16 protein-coding genes are annotated in these 17052 nt (G+C 70.5%); 9 read left to right on the top strand and 7 right to left on the bottom strand.

Annotated features, from left to right (window positions below):
- Positions 1–2: 2 nt before the first annotated feature.
- From ACWCYO_RS13095 to ACWCYO_RS13060, 8 genes are all read left to right on the top strand, one after another.
- Positions 3–521: a phosphoribosyltransferase gene (locus ACWCYO_RS13095; protein ID WP_270147353.1), complete on the top strand. Its 519-nt coding sequence runs from the start codon at positions 3–5 to the stop codon at positions 519–521.
- 18 nt (positions 522–539) lie between these two features.
- The gene (locus ACWCYO_RS13090; protein ID WP_449784281.1) at positions 540–1751 is read left to right on the top strand and encodes a glycosyltransferase; all 1212 of its coding nucleotides are present in this window, start codon (positions 540–542) and stop codon (positions 1749–1751) included.
- Between the two features lie 77 nt (positions 1752–1828).
- Positions 1829–3568: a B12-binding domain-containing radical SAM protein gene (locus ACWCYO_RS13085; protein ID WP_270147355.1), complete on the top strand. Its 1740-nt coding sequence runs from the start codon at positions 1829–1831 to the stop codon at positions 3566–3568.
- A gap of 77 nt (positions 3569–3645) precedes the next feature.
- Positions 3646–4722, top strand: coding sequence for a phosphotransferase enzyme family protein (locus ACWCYO_RS13080; protein WP_449784280.1), 1077 nt, complete (start codon positions 3646–3648; stop codon positions 4720–4722).
- Between the two features lie 57 nt (positions 4723–4779).
- Positions 4780–5805 (top strand): UDP-glucuronic acid decarboxylase family protein, encoded by a 1026-nt coding sequence (locus ACWCYO_RS13075; protein WP_449784279.1) that lies wholly within the window; start codon positions 4780–4782, stop codon positions 5803–5805.
- A gap of 80 nt (positions 5806–5885) precedes the next feature.
- Positions 5886–6275, top strand: a complete 390-nt coding sequence (locus ACWCYO_RS13070; protein ID WP_449784278.1) for a hypothetical protein — start codon at positions 5886–5888, stop codon at positions 6273–6275.
- A 30-nt stretch (positions 6276–6305) separates the two neighbouring features.
- Positions 6306–7526 (top strand): carbamoyltransferase C-terminal domain-containing protein, encoded by a 1221-nt coding sequence (locus ACWCYO_RS13065; protein WP_449784277.1) that lies wholly within the window; start codon positions 6306–6308, stop codon positions 7524–7526.
- Positions 7527–7559: 33 nt separating this feature from the next.
- The gene (locus ACWCYO_RS13060) at positions 7560–7736 is read left to right on the top strand and encodes a group II intron maturase-specific domain-containing protein (protein ID WP_449784276.1); all 177 of its coding nucleotides are present in this window, start codon (positions 7560–7562) and stop codon (positions 7734–7736) included.
- Between the two features lie 72 nt (positions 7737–7808).
- Here the strand turns inward: ACWCYO_RS13060 and glnA are convergent, their stop codons facing one another.
- A complete protein-coding gene (gene glnA, locus ACWCYO_RS13055) occupies positions 7809–9221 on the bottom strand; it encodes a type I glutamate--ammonia ligase (protein WP_270147370.1) in 1413 nt (470 codons plus the stop codon).
- Between the two features lie 307 nt (positions 9222–9528).
- On the opposite strand from glnA, the gene ACWCYO_RS13050 reads away from it, so the two are divergent.
- On the top strand, positions 9529–9996 hold the full coding sequence (locus ACWCYO_RS13050) for an RDD family protein (RefSeq protein ID WP_270147371.1): 468 nt from the start codon (positions 9529–9531) through the stop codon (positions 9994–9996).
- Between the two features lie 119 nt (positions 9997–10115).
- On the opposite strand, the gene ACWCYO_RS13045 is transcribed toward ACWCYO_RS13050, so the two are convergent.
- The 6 genes from ACWCYO_RS13045 to ACWCYO_RS13020 form a co-directional block, all read right to left on the bottom strand.
- Positions 10116–10814: a DUF4191 domain-containing protein gene (locus ACWCYO_RS13045; protein ID WP_405000834.1), complete on the bottom strand. Its 699-nt coding sequence runs from the start codon at positions 10812–10814 to the stop codon at positions 10116–10118.
- A 100-nt stretch (positions 10815–10914) separates the two neighbouring features.
- Complete coding sequence (locus ACWCYO_RS13040; protein ID WP_270147374.1) at positions 10915–11112, bottom strand: hypothetical protein; 198 nt, start codon at positions 11110–11112, stop codon at positions 10915–10917.
- Positions 11113–11311: 199 nt separating this feature from the next.
- A complete protein-coding gene (gene lipA, locus ACWCYO_RS13035) occupies positions 11312–12265 on the bottom strand; it encodes a lipoyl synthase (RefSeq protein ID WP_270147375.1) in 954 nt (317 codons plus the stop codon).
- A gap of 153 nt (positions 12266–12418) precedes the next feature.
- On the bottom strand, positions 12419–13189 hold the full coding sequence (gene lipB / locus ACWCYO_RS13030) for a lipoyl(octanoyl) transferase LipB (RefSeq protein WP_405000835.1): 771 nt from the start codon (positions 13187–13189) through the stop codon (positions 12419–12421).
- 159 nt (positions 13190–13348) lie between these two features.
- On the bottom strand, positions 13349–15268 hold the full coding sequence (locus ACWCYO_RS13025; RefSeq protein WP_449784275.1) for a helix-turn-helix domain-containing protein: 1920 nt from the start codon (positions 15266–15268) through the stop codon (positions 13349–13351).
- Positions 15269–15350: 82 nt separating this feature from the next.
- Positions 15351–16712, bottom strand: coding sequence for an MFS transporter (locus tag ACWCYO_RS13020; protein ID WP_270147380.1), 1362 nt, complete (start codon positions 16710–16712; stop codon positions 15351–15353).
- Between the last annotated feature and the right edge of the window lie 340 nt (positions 16713–17052).

The following is a 17052-nucleotide window of genomic DNA, read 5'->3' as shown; positions in this document are numbered from 1 at the left end:
CGGTGGCGGAGATCGACATCTACACCTGGGCCGACATCGACGCGCTCTGCGCACGGCTGGCCGCCTCCATCCACGAGCCCTTCGACGTGGTGGTCTGCGTGCTGCGGGGTGGAGCCGTGCCCGGGGTCATCCTGGCCAACGCCCTCGGCATCGACCTCGTGCTGGGGATCAAGGTCGAACAGCGGGGCCAGCTGACCGGGGCGGGGCAGGGTGGCGGGGCCTACCGGGCGGAGAAGGCGGCTGTCGTCGTTCCCCTGAACGGGGTCGACCTGCGCGGTCGGCGCGTGCTCGTGGTGGACGACGTCCTCGATTCCGGGGAGAGCGTCCGGCTGGTGGTCGACACGATCGTGGAGGCGGGTGCCGCGGTCGCCAAGGTGGCCACCCTCCAGGTGAAGGCGTACTCCCCGATGCGCCCGGACTACTACGTCGAGGAACGCACGAACTGGCTCTTCTACCCGTGGATGTCCGGCCGGGAGCTGCAGGAGATGGAAGCCCGGCTGGAGACCGCGCGGTCGCGCTGAAGGGGAGGTTCCACGGCAGTGGCCAGTCCCGACCCGCTCGGCTGGGTTCTCCTGTTCCCCGTCGCAGCTGTCGCCTTCTTCCAGCTCTTCTACTTGCTGAACTCCTTCCGGGTGGCGGTGTGGCAGCGGCCGGCGGGACTGGCCGCCGACGATCCACTCGGATCGCCCCGGGAGCGGGTTTCCGTGGTGATCCCGGTGTTCAACGACGCCTCCACCCTGGGCGGTTGCCTTGAATCCATCGCCGTCAACGACCTCACCTGCTGTGCGAAGGTCGTGGTCGTGCTGGACCGGTGTATCGACGAGTCCGAGGAGGTTGCGCGGTCGTACGTCCAGCGGTTCGCCGGCCTCGGCGTCGAACTGGATGTCCAGCACCTGCCGGAGGGCCGTGCCGGGAAGGTGGCCGGCATCCTGCACGGGGGGTCGGTGATCGACACCGACCTGGCTCTCCTGATGGACTCCGACATCATTCTCGCGCCCACTGCCCTGGCGGAACTGGCGGAATTCCACCGGCGCGAGAAGAGTGATTTCTCGTCGTGCCTGATATTCCCGCAGCAGGAGACGGGAGGATCGCTGGCCTCCCATGTCATCTGCAACAACCGCCTGTACCGGCAGAGTGTTCTGCAGAACGTCAAGAACCTCTTCGGGCTGGCGAACTTCCCCGGCGGGCTGCAGCTGGTGGACTACAAGAAGTATCGCGACGTTCTCGAGCACGGATTCCTGGAGGACCTGACCGCGACCTACCGGGTGATCGGCGAGGGCGGGCGCGTGGCGATCCTGCCGCGCGTGCTGGCGCACGAGGTCGAGCGGCAGACGATCCGGGGGATGTTCCTGCAGCGGACCCGGTGGACGCTGGGCGCGATCCAGCATCTGCCCAGCCAGGTCAGGGCGGCCCGGACGCGGCGGCGCCTCAAGGAGAAGATCGTCGTCAACTCCTACCACGTGATGTGGGAGTTCCAGTACTACGTCATGGTGATGGCCCCGCTGATCGGACTGTGGCAGGCGGCGGCGTGGTGGCCGGTGTACCTGCTGCCGTACCTGCTCTACACGGCGCAGGTACTGCGCTCGGCGTACCTGACTCGGCGCTGTTACCGGCATGCTCCCGGCGGGGTCCTCGCGCATTGTGCCGTATTCCCCAGTGTCATCACGGCGGCGCTGATCGGGGCACTGGCCATGCTGGCCGTCAAACGCAGAATGTATTTCGACACCACCGTCCTCTTTCGCAGGACGTGAGTTTCCGGCAGGAGAATCCCGTCGCTCCACCCCGTCAAAGGCGTTCCCCAATCTCGCGGAAGCATGAGGTGATCAGCGTGCGTGTCGTCCTGGTACTTCCCGGTAGCGGCTATCGGAATTCCTCTCCCACCTCGCTCGCCGGCGGCGAGCACCTCGGCCTCGGAACGATCGCCGCGTACCTGCGCCAGTTCGGGCACGAGGTGCGCATCCTCAACTTCCAGGTCGAGGACTCGATGTTCGGATCCCCCTGCACGGCCGAACACGTCACCGAGCGGGTCCTGGAAGACGATCCCGACGTCGTCGGCATCTCCGTCACGGGCCTGACCATCAGCCAAGCCCTGACGGTGACAGCCGAGATCAAGCGCCGCAAGCCCGCGCTGCACGTCTGCTGGGGAAGCCATCAGGCGGCCAGTTGCGCGGAGGACATCCTGCGCAACGAGCCGTACGTCGACAGCATCGTGGCGGGCGATGGCGAGATCCCCATGCTGAAACTGGTGGACGCGCTGGAGCGGGGCGAGCCGCTCTCGACGGTCCCCGGGCTGTGGCACCGGGAGGTCGAACAGTCAGAGGGCACGCTGCCACTGCTGCAGATCAAGCTCACGTCCAAACCGCCCGAGCCCGCGATCGACCTCCTGCCGTTCCCGGCCCGCGACACCCTGCGCGAACTGATCGAACGTGGCATCCCGGTCACCGACGCGCGGATCTACACCAGCCGGGGCTGTCCGTTCCGCTGCACCTTCTGCGTGTATCCGGCGCTGGGATACCTGCGACGCTGGCGCGACCGGTCCGCGGAGAAGATCGTCGAGGAGATCCGGGACCTGCGGGACGAGTTCGGGATCACCCACTTCTGGTTCAGCGACGACAACTTCACCCTGCCGTCGCCGCGCAGCCGTTTCAGGGCGCTCGACCTGGCCGAAGCGCTCATCCAGGCGGATCTGGGCATCACCTACCGCGTCCTGATGCGCGCCGACTCCGTCGACGGACAGGAACAGCTCATGGCGGCCCTCGCGGACAGCGGTCTCACCTGCGCCTACATGGGGCTGGAGTCCGGTTCCCCGAGGCGGCTCGCCTACCTCGACAAGCACACCGACCCGGATGTCTACCGCAGGGCCGTTCGGCTGGTGCGCAAGTACCGGATCGGCCTGCAGGTCGGCTTCATCATGTTCGACCCGTTCACCTCGTGGGAGGACCTGGCGATCGACGCCGACTTCCTGCGCGACATCGAAGAGGCCTATCTCTACTCCAACCTCTCCCAGGTCCTGTACGCCTATCCCGGGACGCCCATCGCCACCGAACTGGTGGAAAAGGGACTGCTGCCCAAGGACTTCAACTACAAGTCCGGCTACCGGGAGTACGCCTACGAGCAGCCGAGGATCGGGCAGCTGGCAGACGTACTCCACAAGGCCGGCGACAAGAAGTGGACCGACGTGGACGACTTCTACCGGAGGCTGCGCATGATCGACGTGCCGGCCCTCCTCCGCAGCGGGCCCGCGGACCTCGCGCACGAGGTCGACGCCGCGGTCGAGTCGACGATCAAGGACCAGAGCCGGGCGGGTCACGAGTTCTTCATGGCGGCGCTGAAGGCGGGCCGGGCTGGGGACCTGGCCGCGGTGGGCGACCTGGTCGACGGCCACTACCACGCGAGCACCCACCGGGTACGGGAGCTGACATCGGCCCTCGCCGCGTTCCCGAAGGAAGTCGTGGGCCGCTTCTCGGCCTTCACCTACGTCTCCGCGGGCTCCGGTCCGGTGACTGCTGCGACGTCCGGGGCGCGGCCGGCCGAGGGCAGCGGACTCGGAGTGTCCGGCGACTGCTGAGAGGCCGTCCCCGGTAGGACGGACACGGCCGGCAGTGTGGACGGACATCCACGCCATGAGCAAGGGAGCGAGGGCACGTGGCATCCGTGACGGGCGAACCCGCGGTGGCGGACTGGAAGCGGCTGGTAGCCGCCGGCCTCGAGGCGATCCACCGCGAGCTTCCCGCCGAGTTGCGCGTGTCGGCGCTTCACCCGGTGCAGACCGCCTCGTGGAACGCCGTCCTGCGAGCCGAGGCGGACGAACGCTCCTACTGCGTCAAGGTGATGAACGAGGCCACCACCCCGGTCGAATGGACGCTGGAGGAGTTGGACGTCACCGGCCGGGTGCTGGCCGATCTGCGGGCGCGGGGCTTCAGCCGGCTGTTGCCCGCGCTCCCGCTTGGCGAGGACGGCCGATACGCGCTCCGCTGCGCGGGCTACGCCGTCGTCGTGTTCCCCTGGTGCGACGATTTCGACCACCCGGTTCCACCGCATTCACGCGCGGTCTTCGCGTCCAGCGGCGCGGCCGTCCTGCACGAGCTGCACAGCAAGGGGCGGGCCGCACTCGCCACCGCGCGCGGCATCCGCAGCGGCGTGCTCCGCAGGCACGGACCGGACCAGTGGGCCGAGAACGCCGCGTGGCTGTGGGAGCAGTCCGCCAAGGCTCTGCGTGAGCACATCGGTGCCCCGCCGGAGGCGGCCGGGATGCTCCGCCGGGCCCGGGAACAGGCGGCGGAACTCGCCGTCCACTCACCGGAGTTCTTCCTCCCCACGCTCGCCCGGGAGGATACGACCGTCGTGCACGGTGATTTCCGGCCGGAGAACGTGCTGGTGATCGGCGACACCGTCCACGTGGTCCACGACTTCGACTTCCTCCGGGTGGGCAGGGCGGAAGAAGACGTGGCCTACGCGGCGCTCTACTACAGCGGTCGGCCGTGGTTCCACGGCCGCCGCGACTGGCAGCAGTTCGCCCGCTTCCTCACCTCCTACCAACAGGCCGCCCGGCAAGCGGGACGTCCCGGCCTGCGGCGGTCGCCGCTGGAGGCGAGCCTGTACTGGACCGTGGTACGCGAACTGTCGATGTCGTTCCAGACACCGACCGGAGTAGCCGGGCAGTTCGAGCTACTGGAAGACCTGCGGGCGAACGTTTCCGACGTACTCGACGCGTGTCTGTGACGGCCACGGCACGGGGCCGTCCGGTCAGGACGCGACACCACCTCTGGAGGAATGGACATGTCCCCTGACGCGCGTGCATTCCGGCGCATCGTGGTCACCGGCGGTGCCGGATTTCTCGGCTCCCATCTCTGCGACCGGCTGATGACCGAACAGGCCGAGGCCGTCGTGTGCGTGGACAACCTCCTCACCGGCAGCTCCGACAATCTCACGCCCCTGCTGGCCGATCCGCGGTTCACCCTGCTCCGCCGCGACGTCAGCGAGCCCATACACGTCCCCGGAAAGGTGGACCTGGTCCTGCACTTCGCCTCGCCGGCATCGCCGGCCGACTACCTGCGGCTGCCCATCCACACGCTCAAGGCCGGCTCACTCGGGACCCTGCACGCCCTCGAACTCGCCGAGCGGAAAGGCGCACGGTTCGTCCTCGCCTCCACGTCCGAGATCTACGGCGAACCCCTCGTGCACCCGCAGCCGGAGACCTACCGAGGCAACGTCGACGCCGTGGGCCCGCGCTCGGTCTACGACGAGGCCAAGCGCTTTGCCGAGGCCCTGACCACGGCGTACCGCACCAGCAGTGGGGTCGACACCGGCATCGTGCGCATCTTCAACACCTACGGTCCCCGCATGCGTCCGTACGACGGACGCGCGGTCCCCACCTTCGTCCGCCAGGCCCTGACCGGAGAACAGATCACCGTGACCGGGGACGGAAGCCAGACACGCTCCCTGTGCTACGTCGACGACATGGTGGACGGCATCCTCGCCTTCGCGGCGAGCGGCCATCCCGGTCCCGTCAACCTCGGCACCACCGAGGAGACGAGCATGTTGGAGCTGGCCCGCCTCATCCGCGACATGACCGGCTGCCGGGCCGCGATCAGGTTCATCGACCGTCCCGTGGACGATCCCACCGTACGGCGCCCCGACACCACACTCGCCCGGCAGAGCCTGCACTGGAGCCCCGAAACCTCCCTGCGGCAGGGCCTCAAGGCGACCATCGCCTGGTTCGCGGCGCAGTTGGACACGGCCCTCCCGCAGGCATCGGAACAGGCCGCGATCCTGCCGGCGGGGGCTCGTTCGCCCGGTTGCTGACGGTCCCGCCGGACACCGGCGGCCAGGACGACTTCGGGCTCACGCAGGATCGTGATGGACGACGAGGAGGGGGATCGGACGTGAGCGACACCCCGATAGCGGTGGGGCTGAACCTCGGTCACGACGGCGGGTGCGCCGTCGTCGTGGGGGACAGGGTGGTGGCCATCGCCGAGGAGCGGCTGAATCGCACCCGCTACTCCGCGGGCTGGCACGCCGCGCTGGCCTACTGCCTCCAGGCCGCCGAGGTCGCGCTCGCCGACGTGGGTGTGGTGGTGTTCTCCTGCCTCGGACCCCGGCTCCCGGAGGGCTTCAGCGGGGGACTGGACCTGTACGGCCTGCCCCCGGCCAGGATCACAACGGTCGACCACCACCTGTCCCACGCGTACGGCGCGTTCTGCCTCTCCGGCACCGACGAGGCCCTGGTCGTGGTCGCGGACGGTGCGGGCAACGACCACCGGACCGAGAGCTAGTTCCTCGCCGACCGCACCGCGATCACCAGAGTGGGCGGAAACCGCGAGGGCCGGGCGCGGGCGGGTGGGATCGGCGCGACGTACGAGGCGGTGACCAACTGGCTGGGCTTCGACGAGCAGGAGTGCGGCAAGACCATGGCACTCGCCTCCTACGGTGACCCCAAGGCTGTCGGGGTACCGCTGTTCGACCTGTCCGGGACCCAGGTCGAGGGCCGGCTGACGGGGACCCATGAAGGGGGCCTGGCCCGGTTCGCCGCCGGTGCCGGGGTGGACCTCGGCCCCCTCCACACGTGGGACTCCCCACGGGCGAGGGATCTCGCGGCCTGGGTCCAGACCCGGACGGAGGACGTGCTGGCCGAGGTCATCGCCCGCCTGATGGCCGAGCACCAGCGCGCCACGGTCTGCTTCGCGGGCGGGGTCGCGATGAACTGCGTGGCCAACGAGGTGGTCCGGCGCCGCACCGGCGCCCGGATGTTCGTGCCGCCGCCGGCCTCGGACCGCGGCCAGGCACTCGGCAACGCGCTCCACGGCATCCACCTCCTCACCGGCATGGTGCCGAGCACGCCGCTGGCCGGCCGGGACTCCTTCGGCCGCGCCTACCCGCCCGAGGAGATCGAGCTCGCACTGCGGCGGCACCCGCTCTCGGGGCCGCCCCAGCGGCATCCGCACCACCGCTTCGACTGGCGGAGGGAATCCGACCCCGCCGCCCTGGCGGCCGAGCTGCTCGCGGACGGCCGACTGATCGGGTGGTTCGACGGCGGCAGTGAACTGGGCGCCCGGGCGCTCGGCTCGCGCAGCATCCTCGCCGACCCCCGCCACCAGGCGACCCGCGAGGTGCTCAATACCCGCATCAAACACCGCGAGTTCTTCCGGCCCTTCGCCCCCGCCGTCCTGGCCGAGCACGCCCCAGCCTGGTTCGACCTCGACAGCGACAGCCCCTACATGCTCTTCGCGCCCCGGGTCCGCGAAGAACGCCGGCACCGACTCGGGGCGGTCACCCACGTCGACGGCACCGCCCGGGTGCAAACCGTCGACGCTGCCGCTCACCCGGCATTCCACCGGCTCATCAGTCGGTTCGGCGAGCTGACAGGGGTGCCAGCAGTGCTGAACACCTCCTTCAACGACCGCGAACCGATCGTGGAGAGCCCGGCGCACGCTCTGGCCACGTTCTGCCACACCGACCTGGACGCCCTGGTCTTCAGCGACGGGTTCGTGGTGTCGAAGAGCGACGACCGGCTGTCGAAGCCCTGATCGGCAGGATCCCGGGCGGGGGCGGCTGGCCGAATGCGGGGGCTGCTGCTGCATCCCGAGAACACCCGCCTGGGCGGCGACGAGGCTGCCAAGCTCATCCGCGCGCAGATCCGCCGCTGGCGGCTGCACCTGCGCAGTGGGCGGACCCTGGAGCAGCTCGCCCGGGAGATCAACCCGGTCGTGCGGGGCTGGATCAACTACGCCGTATGAATCGAGAGGTTCGCGTACGGATCTGAGAGAGCCGGAGGGCGAAACCCCTCCGGCTACTCGCTAGAGGCCCTTCTAGAGGTCGTAGTACAGCTCGAACTCGTGCGGGTGGGGGCGGAGGGCGATCGGGGCGATCTCGTTGGTGCGCTTGAAGTCGATCCAGGTCTCGATCAGGTCCGGGGTGAAGACGTTGCCGGCGAGGAGGTACTCGTGGTCGGCCTCGAGGGCCTCCAGGACGGCGGGGAGGGAGGAGGGCACCTGGGGGACGTTGGCGTGCTCCTCGGGGGCGAGCTCGTAGAGGTCCTTGTCGACGGGCTCGAGCGGCTCGATCTTGTTGCGGATGCCGTCGAGGCCGGCCATCAGCATGGCGGAGAAGGCCAGGTACGGGTTGGAGGACGGGTCCGGGGCGCGGAACTCGATGCGCTTGGCCTTGGCGTTGGAGCCGGTGATCGGGATGCGGATCGCGGCCGAGCGGTTGCGCTGGGAGTAGACCAGGTTGACGGGTGCCTCGAAGCCGGGGACGAGGCGGTGGTAGGAGTTCACCGAGGGGTTGGTGAAGGCCAGCAGCGAGGGGGCGTGCCGGAGCAGGCCGCCGATGTAGTAGCGGGCGGTGTCGGAGAGGCCGGCGTAGCCCTGCTCGTCGTAGAAGAGCGGGGAGCCCTCGCTCCACAGCGACTGGTGGACGTGCATGCCGGAGCCGTTGTCGCCGAAGATCGGCTTGGGCATGAAGGTGGCCGTCTTGCCGTTCCGCCAGGCGACGTTCTTGATGATGTACTTGAACAGCATCAGGTCGTCGGCGGCGTGCAGCAGGGTGTTGAACCTGTAGTTGATCTCGGCCTGGCCGGCGGTGCCGACCTCGTGGTGCTGGCGCTCGACCTCCAGGCCGGACTTGGCCAGCTCCAGGGACATCTCGGCGCGCAGGTCGGCGAAGTGGTCGACCGGCGGGGTGGGGAAGTAGCCGCCCTTGTACTTGACCTTGTAGCCGCGCACGTCGCCCTCGGCGGCGCCGGTGTTCCAGGCGCCGGCCTCCGAGTCGATGTGGTAGAAGGACGCGTTGGCGCTGGTCTCGAAGCGCACCGAGTCGAAGACGTAGAACTCGGCCTCGGGACCGAAGAAGGCGGTGTCGGCGATGCCGGAGGAGGCGAGGTAGGCCTCGGCCTTCTTGGCGACGTTGCGCGGGTCGCGGCTGTAGGCCTCGCCGGTGACCGGGTCCTGGATGAAGAAGTTGATGTTGAGGTGCTTCTCGGCCCGGAAGGGGTCGAGGCGGGCGGTGGCGAGGTCCGGGACCAGGGCCATGTCGGACTCGTGGATGGCCTGGAAGCCGCGGATCGACGAACCGTCGAACATCAGGGTCTCGGACGGGTCGAAGGTCGCCGCAGGTACGGAGAAGTGCTGCATGACGCCCGGCAGATCGCAGAAGCGGACGTCGACGAACTTCACGTCGTTGTCCTGAATGAACTGCTTCACTTCGGCGGCGTTGTTGAACATCCATCCTCCTCGGCGTGCGAATTGGGCTCACCCTAGGAATGGGTCGTTTCCGGTCGGTGACCCGCTCGTTTCCTAGATGTTAACCACGACCGCCGAACGGGCGGCAAAGTCGTACGGGACGGGGCAAATCACCCCGCCCACCTGGGGGTCGTCCGGAAACTGGTCTGGACCACTTGGTAAGCCCGGTGAGCGGGATTCACCCGGTCGTGGACCGCGGCCGAGCGGTGGTCGGGCGGGCCCCGGTCCGCGCCCCGCCGAGAGGGGAGCCGGTGCCGGTGCACGGCGTGAGCCCGGTTAGTGTGGATTCGTGGACACCAGAGAAGCGTTGGGATCGTGGATCGACGGCCCCAAGGCGGCCGCCGAGAAGATGGGCGCCGACTTCGGCTACCGCGGCGAACGCCTCGGGCTGCCCGAGGAGGGCCCCGGCTCGCTCGCCGGCCCCGGTCGACGGATCGGCGCCCTGTTCGTGGACGGCTGGCTGGTCTCGCTGGTCTCCTTCGGCCTGCTCGCCAAGGGCGACCCGGCCGAGGCCAACCTGTGGACCCTGCCGCTCTTCTTCCTGGTCGCGGTCGTCCTGCTCGCCACCGCCGGGACGACCGTCGGCAAGCGGCTGTTCGGCCTCCGGGTGGTCCGCCTGGACGGGCGCCGCGCGACCATCCCGCAGATCCTGCTGCGCACCCTGCTGCTCTGCCTGGTGGTGCCGCCGCTGGTCTGGGACCGCGACACCCGCGGGCTGCACGACAAGGCGGTCGGCACCGTCGAGGTCCGGATCTGAGGTCCGGGTCCAGCGGTCCGAAGCCAGCACGACCCGGCACCCGCCGCACGCACCACATGGAACGGCCCCGCCCCGGAAGCTTCCGGGGCGGGGCCGTCGTCGTCACGGGAGGGGGAGGGTCAGCGGACCTGGCCGCCCTTGGGCATCCGGGCACCCTTGGGCATCGGGCCCTTCGGGATCGGCGCCTTGGAGAGCAGGTCGCCCAGCGCGCGCAGGCGGTCGTTGGTCTCGGTGACCTGGGCGGCGGTGATGGCGCGGGGCAGGCGCATCAGGTGGATCTGCAGCTTCTTCAGCGGGACCTCGCCCTCGCCGTTGCCCACCACGATGTCGTGCACCGGCACGTCGCCGACCACACGGGCCATCTTCTTCTTCTCGGAGGCCAGCAGCTGGCGCACCCGGTTCGGGTTGCCCTCGCCGATCAGCGCGATGCCGGCCCGGCCCACGGCGCGGTAGACCGCGTCCTGGTTGCGGGTGACCGCTACCGGGGTGGAGCTGGAGCTCCAACCGCGCCGGATGTTGTTCAGCACCGCGGCCACGGCGCCCGGCTGCCCCTCCATCTGCCCGAACGCGGCGCGCTCGGCCCGGCGCCCGAAGACGATCGCCATGGCCAGGACGGCCACGATGAAGCCCAGGATGCCCAGGTAGATGGGGTGGTCGATCGCGAAGCCGATGGCGAGGAACACGCCGAAGGTCAGCAGGCCGACGCCGGCGATGATCAGGCCGATCTTGGTGTCGACCTTCTTGGTCATGGTGTACGCCAGGCGGATCTGCTTCAGTCGCCCGGGGTTCTCGGATGTTTCCCTCGCCATAACGCTCATGGTACGTGGCACGGGTACGGGATATCCAAGCCCGGGTACCCGTTCGCCCGAACCGTGACCCGTGCGCCGGTCCACCGTCGCGCACAGCGACGTCAGGGCCTCACTGCCGTACGGAACGTGTCCCCGCCGTACCCGCGGCGACGCCCGGCAGGGCGTCGTGCCGGCGGTCCGCCGCGTACCGGCGGTTCTCGCACACCGCCGCCCAGGCGTTGCGCCGAGCGTGTCGCTGGCCGGGGGCCAGCAGGACGCTCTCGGCGAACCGCAGCGCCGCCCCCACCGACCGGATCCGCATCCGCATGCCGAACAGCTCCTCTCGTGGCTGAGAAGAATCGAACGCCTACCCGGCGTCCATCGTCCCCACCCCGTGTTACCAGCCCGTGACCAGGCAGTCAAAGCGTGGTGAAACCCGGAAGGGCGGAGCCGCAGCTCCGCCCTTCCAATGGCCTACGTGGCGCAGACCGACCCGGTGGTCGGATCAGATCCGTCAGACCGGGTGATCAGACCGCGGCCTGCTCGCGCCGCTCCAGCGCCTGCCGGTACAGCCGGCCGGCCCGGTACGACGAACGCACCAGCGGCCCCGACATGACACCCGCGAAGCCCAGCTCCTCGGCCTCCTCCTGGAGCTCGACGAACTCCTGCGGCTTCACCCAGCGCTCCACCGGGTGGTGGCGCAGCGAGGGGCGCAGGTACTGGGTGATGGTGATCAGCTCGCAGCCGGCCCCGACCAGGTCGGCCAGCGCCTGGCTGACCTCCTCACGGGTCTCGCCCATGCCCAGGATCAGGTTGGACTTGGTGACCAGCCCGGCCGCGCGGGCCTGGGTGATGACGTCCAGCGAGCGCTCGTAGCGGAAGGCCGGGCGGATCCGCTTGAAGATGCGCGGGACCGTCTCGACGTTGTGCGCGAGCACCTCGGGGCGGGAGGAGAAGACCTCGGCCAGCTGCTCGGGCACCGCGTTGAAGTCGGGGATGAGCAGCTCGACGCCGGTGCGGCCGCCGGCGCGCTCGGCGGTCATCGCGTGCACCTGGCGCACGGTCTCGGCGTACAGCCAGGCGCCGCCGTCCTCCAGGTCGTCGCGGGCGACGCCGGTGATGGTGGCGTAGTTGAGGTCCATGGTGACGATGGACTCGGCGACCCGGCGCGGCTCGTCGCGGTCGAACTCGGCGGGCTTGCCGGTGTCGATCTGGCAGAAGTCGCAGCGGCGGGTGCACTGGTCACCGCCGATGAGGAAGGTGGCCTCGCGGTCCTCCCAGCACTCGAAGATGTTGGGGCAGCCGGCCTCCTGGCAGACCGTGTGCAGCCCCTCCTTCTTCACCAGCGACTGGAGGGCGTTGTACTCCGGGCCCATCTTCGCGCGGGTCTTGATCCACTCGGGCTTCCGCTCGATGGGGGTCTCGCTGTTGCGGACCTCCAGGCGGAGCAGCTTCCTGCCGTCGGGCGCGACAGCGGACACGTGCGACTCCTAGAACTAGACGGGGTACCCCCAGGGTACGCCTGTGGTTGTACGGCCTTCGCCGGGCCTGCCGCCCTGCAATCGCAGGGCAACACGGCTACCGGCCAGTAGATTCCCAGTGGCTCCCGCCCTCCGGGCGGCTCACGGGCGGATTCAGCGGCTGAGCGCCGGCTCCGGCAGCTCGGCGAACACGTCCTTCAGGTGCCGCTCGACCGCCGGCAGCGCCTCGCCCACCGGGAAGTCGCGTCCCAGCTCTCCGGCCAGCGAGGCGACGCCCGCGTCCCGGATGCCGCACGGCACGATCTTGTCGAAGTACGTCATGTCCGGGTCGCAGTTGAGCGCGAAGCCGTGCATGGTGACCCCGCGGGCCACCCGCACGCCGATCGCCGCGAGCTTGCGGTCGCCGCCGCGCTGCCCGGCGTTGGACGGCGCGTACTCGGGTCCGGCCAGGCGCGGGTCGATGCCCAGCGGCAGGCCCATCCGCAGGGTCAGCTTGCCGATGTCCACCACCTCGGCCGGGTCCACCACGGCGTCCGGGATGTTCTCGCCGAGCACCCAGACCCCGCTGCGGCCCTCGACCCGGGTGGTCCCGATGCCGAAGTCGGCGGCGGCGCGGATCAGCGCCTCCTCCAGCCGGCGGACGTACGCGATCACGTCGATCGGGTCGGGCAGCTTGATGATCGGGTAGCCGACCAGCTGGCCGGGGCCGTGCCAGGTGATCTCGCCACCCCGGTTGACCTCGACCACGGGGGTGCCGTCGAGCGGCAGGTCCGCGGGGTTGGTGCGCTTGCCCATGGTGTAGACGGGCGGGTGCTCCAGCAGCAGCACGGTGTCGGGGATCTCGTCCGCGACCCGCAGCGCGTGCAGGCGCTGCTGCTCCTCCCACGCCTCCTCGTACGGGACGACGTGCTCGCCGATGCCCATCCGAACGAAACGTACGTTCTCGCTCACCGCTGCCGCTCCTTGCCAGGCGTTCGAGACCGGCCTCGCGTTCGAGACCAACCTCGCCACTGTACGCCCACGCCCGTACCACCCGTTCGGCCGTACCGTTCAGCCGTCCCCGCGCCCGTTCGGCCGTACCGTTCAGCCGTCCTCGCCGCCGGCGAGCAGCTGCAGCCGCAGCGCCAACTGCAGCTCCAGCGACCGCTCCGGCTGGTTCCAGTCCCGCCCGAGCAGCGCCTCGACCCGGTCCAGCCGCTGCACCACCGTGTTCACGTGGACGTGCAGCTCGTCCTTGGCCCGGGTGAGACTGCCGCCGCAGTCGAAGTAGGCGCGCAGGGTGCGCACCAGCTCGGTGCCGCGCCGGGCGTCGTAGGCGAGCAGCGGTCCGAGCGCGGCGCCGACGAAGCCGTCCACGTCGTGACCGTCGCCGAGCAGCACCCCGAGGAAGCCGAGCGCGCGGGCCGAGGCGCCCTCCCCGGAGCGGCCGAGCACCCGCAGGGCGCGCACGCAGCGCAGGCCCTCGCCGTACGAGGCGGCCAGCGCGGCCGGGCCGACGGCGGGGCGGCCGGCGCCGACGGTGACCGGGAAGCCCGCCAGCCGGGCCAGCCGCTCGGCCGCCCGCCCGGCGGTCTGCTCCGGGTCGTCGGCGTCGTCCGGCGCGACGGGCACCAGCAGCACGACCGCCTCGCCGTGCTCGGCGCTGACGCCGCGGGAGCCGAACAGGTACCGCCGGGCCGCGCCCGCCAGCCGTCCCCGGTCGTCGCCGGCGCGGTCGGCGGGCTCGGCGACCAGCACCAGGTGCGGCCGGGCGAGGTCGACCCCGAGCCGGCGGCCGCGCGCGGTGAGCCCGGCCGGGTCGCGCTCGGGGGCGGTGAGCAGGTCGGTGAGCAGTTCGCCGCGGACCCGGTTCTCGGTCTCCGCCACCGAGCGGCGCAGCAGCAGGAGCAGCGCGGTGACCACACCGGCCCGCTCGAACAACCGCCGGTCGGCGTCGTCGAGGTCGGGCCGACCGCGCAGCACCAGGGTGCCGAGCACGTCGTGCCCGGCCAGCACCGCGCACACCCACAGCTCGCCGTGCCGTACGGAGCGGCCCTCGGCCCGGGAGGCGGCCACCGCCCCGGCCAGTTCGGCTGCGGGGGCCGGCCGCCCGGCCAGCGGCTCGCCCTCGGCGTCCATGACGGCTATCTCCCCGCCCAGCAGGTGGGCGACGGCGCCGGCCACGTCCGGCACCTCGGCGCCGCGCAGCACCAGGTCGGTGAGCCGGTCGTGCGCCTGCTCGGCGCGTTGGACGGCGGCGGAGTGGGCCCGCACCAGCTCGTTGGCGGCGTTCAGCTCGGCGAGCGCGGCCCGGGTGTCGGCCAGCGACTTGGCGGTGTCCAGGGCGATCGCGGCGTGCGCGGCCAGGGTGCAGAGCAGCGCGACCTCGTCGGGGGAGAAGGCGCGCGGGGAGCGGTCGGCGGCGAACAGGACGCCGATGACCTCCCCACCGAGCAGCAGCGGCACCCCGATGATCGCCACCAGGCCCTCGTCCAGCACCCCCGCGTCGATCGTGCCGGTGTGGTGGAAGCGCTCGTCGGTGCGGTAGTCGGGGGTCGCGTACGGGCGGGCGGTCTGGGCGACCAGCCCTCCCAGGCCGTCGCCGAGGCTGAGCCGCAGGGTCTGGAAGAGGACGGAGACCGAGCCGTCGGTGACCCGCATGTAGGTGTCGCCGGCGGCCCGGTCCGGCAGGGTCAGGTAGGCGGTGTCGGTGCCGAGCAGCATCCGGGCCCGGCGGACGATCGCCTGCAGCACGGTGTCCAGGTCCCGGGAGGCGGCGAGGTCTCCGGCGGTGTCGAACAGTGCCGTCAACTCGGCTTCGCGGCGCCGGTGTTGACGCAGGGTACGGTGCACCCGCAGGGCCTGCCAGGTGGCGTCGTCGATCTCGGCGAGGACGTCGGCCGACGCCCCGCGGCGGCGGGCGTCGGCCAGCACCTCGGCGAAGTCCTCGGTGGCGGCGCCGGAGGCGAGCAGGTCGAGCAACCGCCGCAGCGCGGGCGCGGGGCTCTCGTCGGGGTGGTTCACGGTGCGTGGTCCATGGTGCTGGCCGCCAATCGGCGTCGGTTTCCGACGGGTGCGAGAACTCGCGATGCTATCGGCTCGAACCTCAGGCCACGGCGGGCTTTCCGACCGTGGTGTCCTCCACGGACTGCTCCTCGACCTCGGTGAGGTCCTGCCCCCTGGTCTCCCGCCCGCACAGCACCGCCAGCACGGTGAGCGCGGCCGCGATCGCCACGTACACCGAGATGGGGGTCGCGCTGCCGTAGTCCTTGAGCAGCGCGGTGGCGATCAGCGGGGCGGGTGCCCCGGCGGCCACCGAGGCGAACTGGGCGCCGATCGAGGCTCCCGAGTACCGCATCCGGGTCGCGAACAGCTCGGAGAAGAAGGCCGCCTGCGGCGCGTACATCGCACTGTGGAACACCAGGCCGACGGTCACGGCGACCACCAACTGCCCGAAGGACCTGGTGTCCACCATCCCGAAGAACACGAACGCCCAGACCCCGACCCCGGCCGCGCCCACCAGGTACACCGGCTTGCGCCCGACCCGGTCGGACAGCGCCCCGAACAGGGGGATCAGCGCGAACTGGATCGCCGAGGCGATCAGTACGGCGTTCAGCGCGCTCTGCTTGCCGAAGTGGGCGTGGTTGACGGCGTACGTCAGCACAAAGGTGGTCATCACGTAGTACGAGATGTTCTCCGCCATCCGCGCGCCCATGGCCACCAGCACCTCCCGCCAGTGATGCCTCAACACCCCGACCAGCGGCGCCTGTTCGGCCTCGGGCCGGTTCGCCCGGTTCGCCATCGCCTGCCGGAACAGTGGCGACTCCTCCACCGCCAGCCGGATCCACAGCCCGACCCCGACCAGCACCGCCGACAGCAGGAACGGCACCCGCCATCCCCACGCCAGGAACGCGCTCTCCGACTGCACCGTCGTCATCAGCGACAACACCCCCGCCGCCAGCAGGTTCCCGGCCGGCGCCCCACCCTGCGGCCACGAGGCCCAGAACCCCCGCCGCCGCCGGTCCCCGTGCTCCGACACCAGCAGCACCGCCCCGCCCCACTCCCCGCCGAGCGCGAACCCCTGCACCAGCCGCAGTGCCGTCAGCAGCACCGGCGCCGCCACCCCGACCGAGTCGTACGTCGGCAGCAACCCGATCGCCGTGGTCGACCCGCCCATCAACAGCAGGCTCACCACCAGCAGTTTCTTCCGCCCGACCCGGTCCCCGAAGTGCCCGAACACCAGCGCCCCGACCGGCCGCGCCGCGAAACCGATCGCGTAGGTCAGGAACGACAACAGCGTCCCCGTCAGCGGATCGGTGTTCGGGAAGAACAGCTTCCCGAACACCAGTGCCGCAGCTGTTCCGTATACGAAATAGTCGTACCACTCAATGGTCGTACCGATCAGGCTCGCAGCCACCACCCGTGGGAGTGAGCTGCTCACCGCCGAACCGCGTGCAGAGTCCTTCATGGCCACCACTTCCAGGTCAGAGGGGACGACGTCGCCACAAGGTAGGAACCCCACGCCCTGCGGCCTATGTGACCGACCCACACAGTCCCCACCCCCGACACAGCTCCCCACCCCATAACCACCCCAGCTCTTCACCACCCCCACCCCCTCCCGCCCAGCGCCGTCGGATCCTCGCTCTCGTGCGTGGGAAGTCGGCCCGGCCGACTTCCCGCGCACGAGAAGGCGTTCACCTGCGAACGGGTCCGGGCCTGCGCTCCCCCCCCCGCGCCCGGCCCCAATCGCGCGTTGGTTACCCGCGTTTACACGGGCGGTTTGGGGCCCCCGCACCGCCCGCGACGGG

The sequence above is a fragment of the Kitasatospora sp. NPDC001683 genome (assembly GCF_053596495.1).
Note: the sequence above shows the minus strand (reverse complement) of the source record. Positions and strands in the feature narration are given on the sequence as shown.

Excerpts from the sequence above, each read along its gene's own strand:
- ACWCYO_RS13075 (WP_449784279.1), top strand. The coding sequence starts at position 4,780 with ATGTCCCCTGACGCGCGTGCATTCCGGCGCATCGTGGTCACCGGCGGT.
- ACWCYO_RS13060 (WP_449784276.1), top strand. The coding sequence starts at position 7,560 with ATGCGGGGGCTGCTGCTGCATCCCGAGAACACCCGCCTGGGCGGCGAC.
- glnA (WP_270147370.1), bottom strand. The coding sequence starts at position 9,221 with ATGTTCAACAACGCCGCCGAAGTGAAGCAGTTCATTCAGGACAACGAC.
- ACWCYO_RS13045 (WP_405000834.1), bottom strand. The coding sequence starts at position 10,814 with ATGAGCGTTATGGCGAGGGAAACATCCGAGAACCCCGGGCGACTGAAG.
- ACWCYO_RS13040 (WP_270147374.1), bottom strand. The coding sequence starts at position 11,112 with ATGCGGATGCGGATCCGGTCGGTGGGGGCGGCGCTGCGGTTCGCCGAG.
- lipB (WP_405000835.1), bottom strand. The coding sequence starts at position 13,189 with ATGGGCATCGGCGAGCACGTCGTCCCGTACGAGGAGGCGTGGGAGGAG.
- ACWCYO_RS13020 (WP_270147380.1), bottom strand. The coding sequence starts at position 16,712 with ATGAAGGACTCTGCACGCGGTTCGGCGGTGAGCAGCTCACTCCCACGG.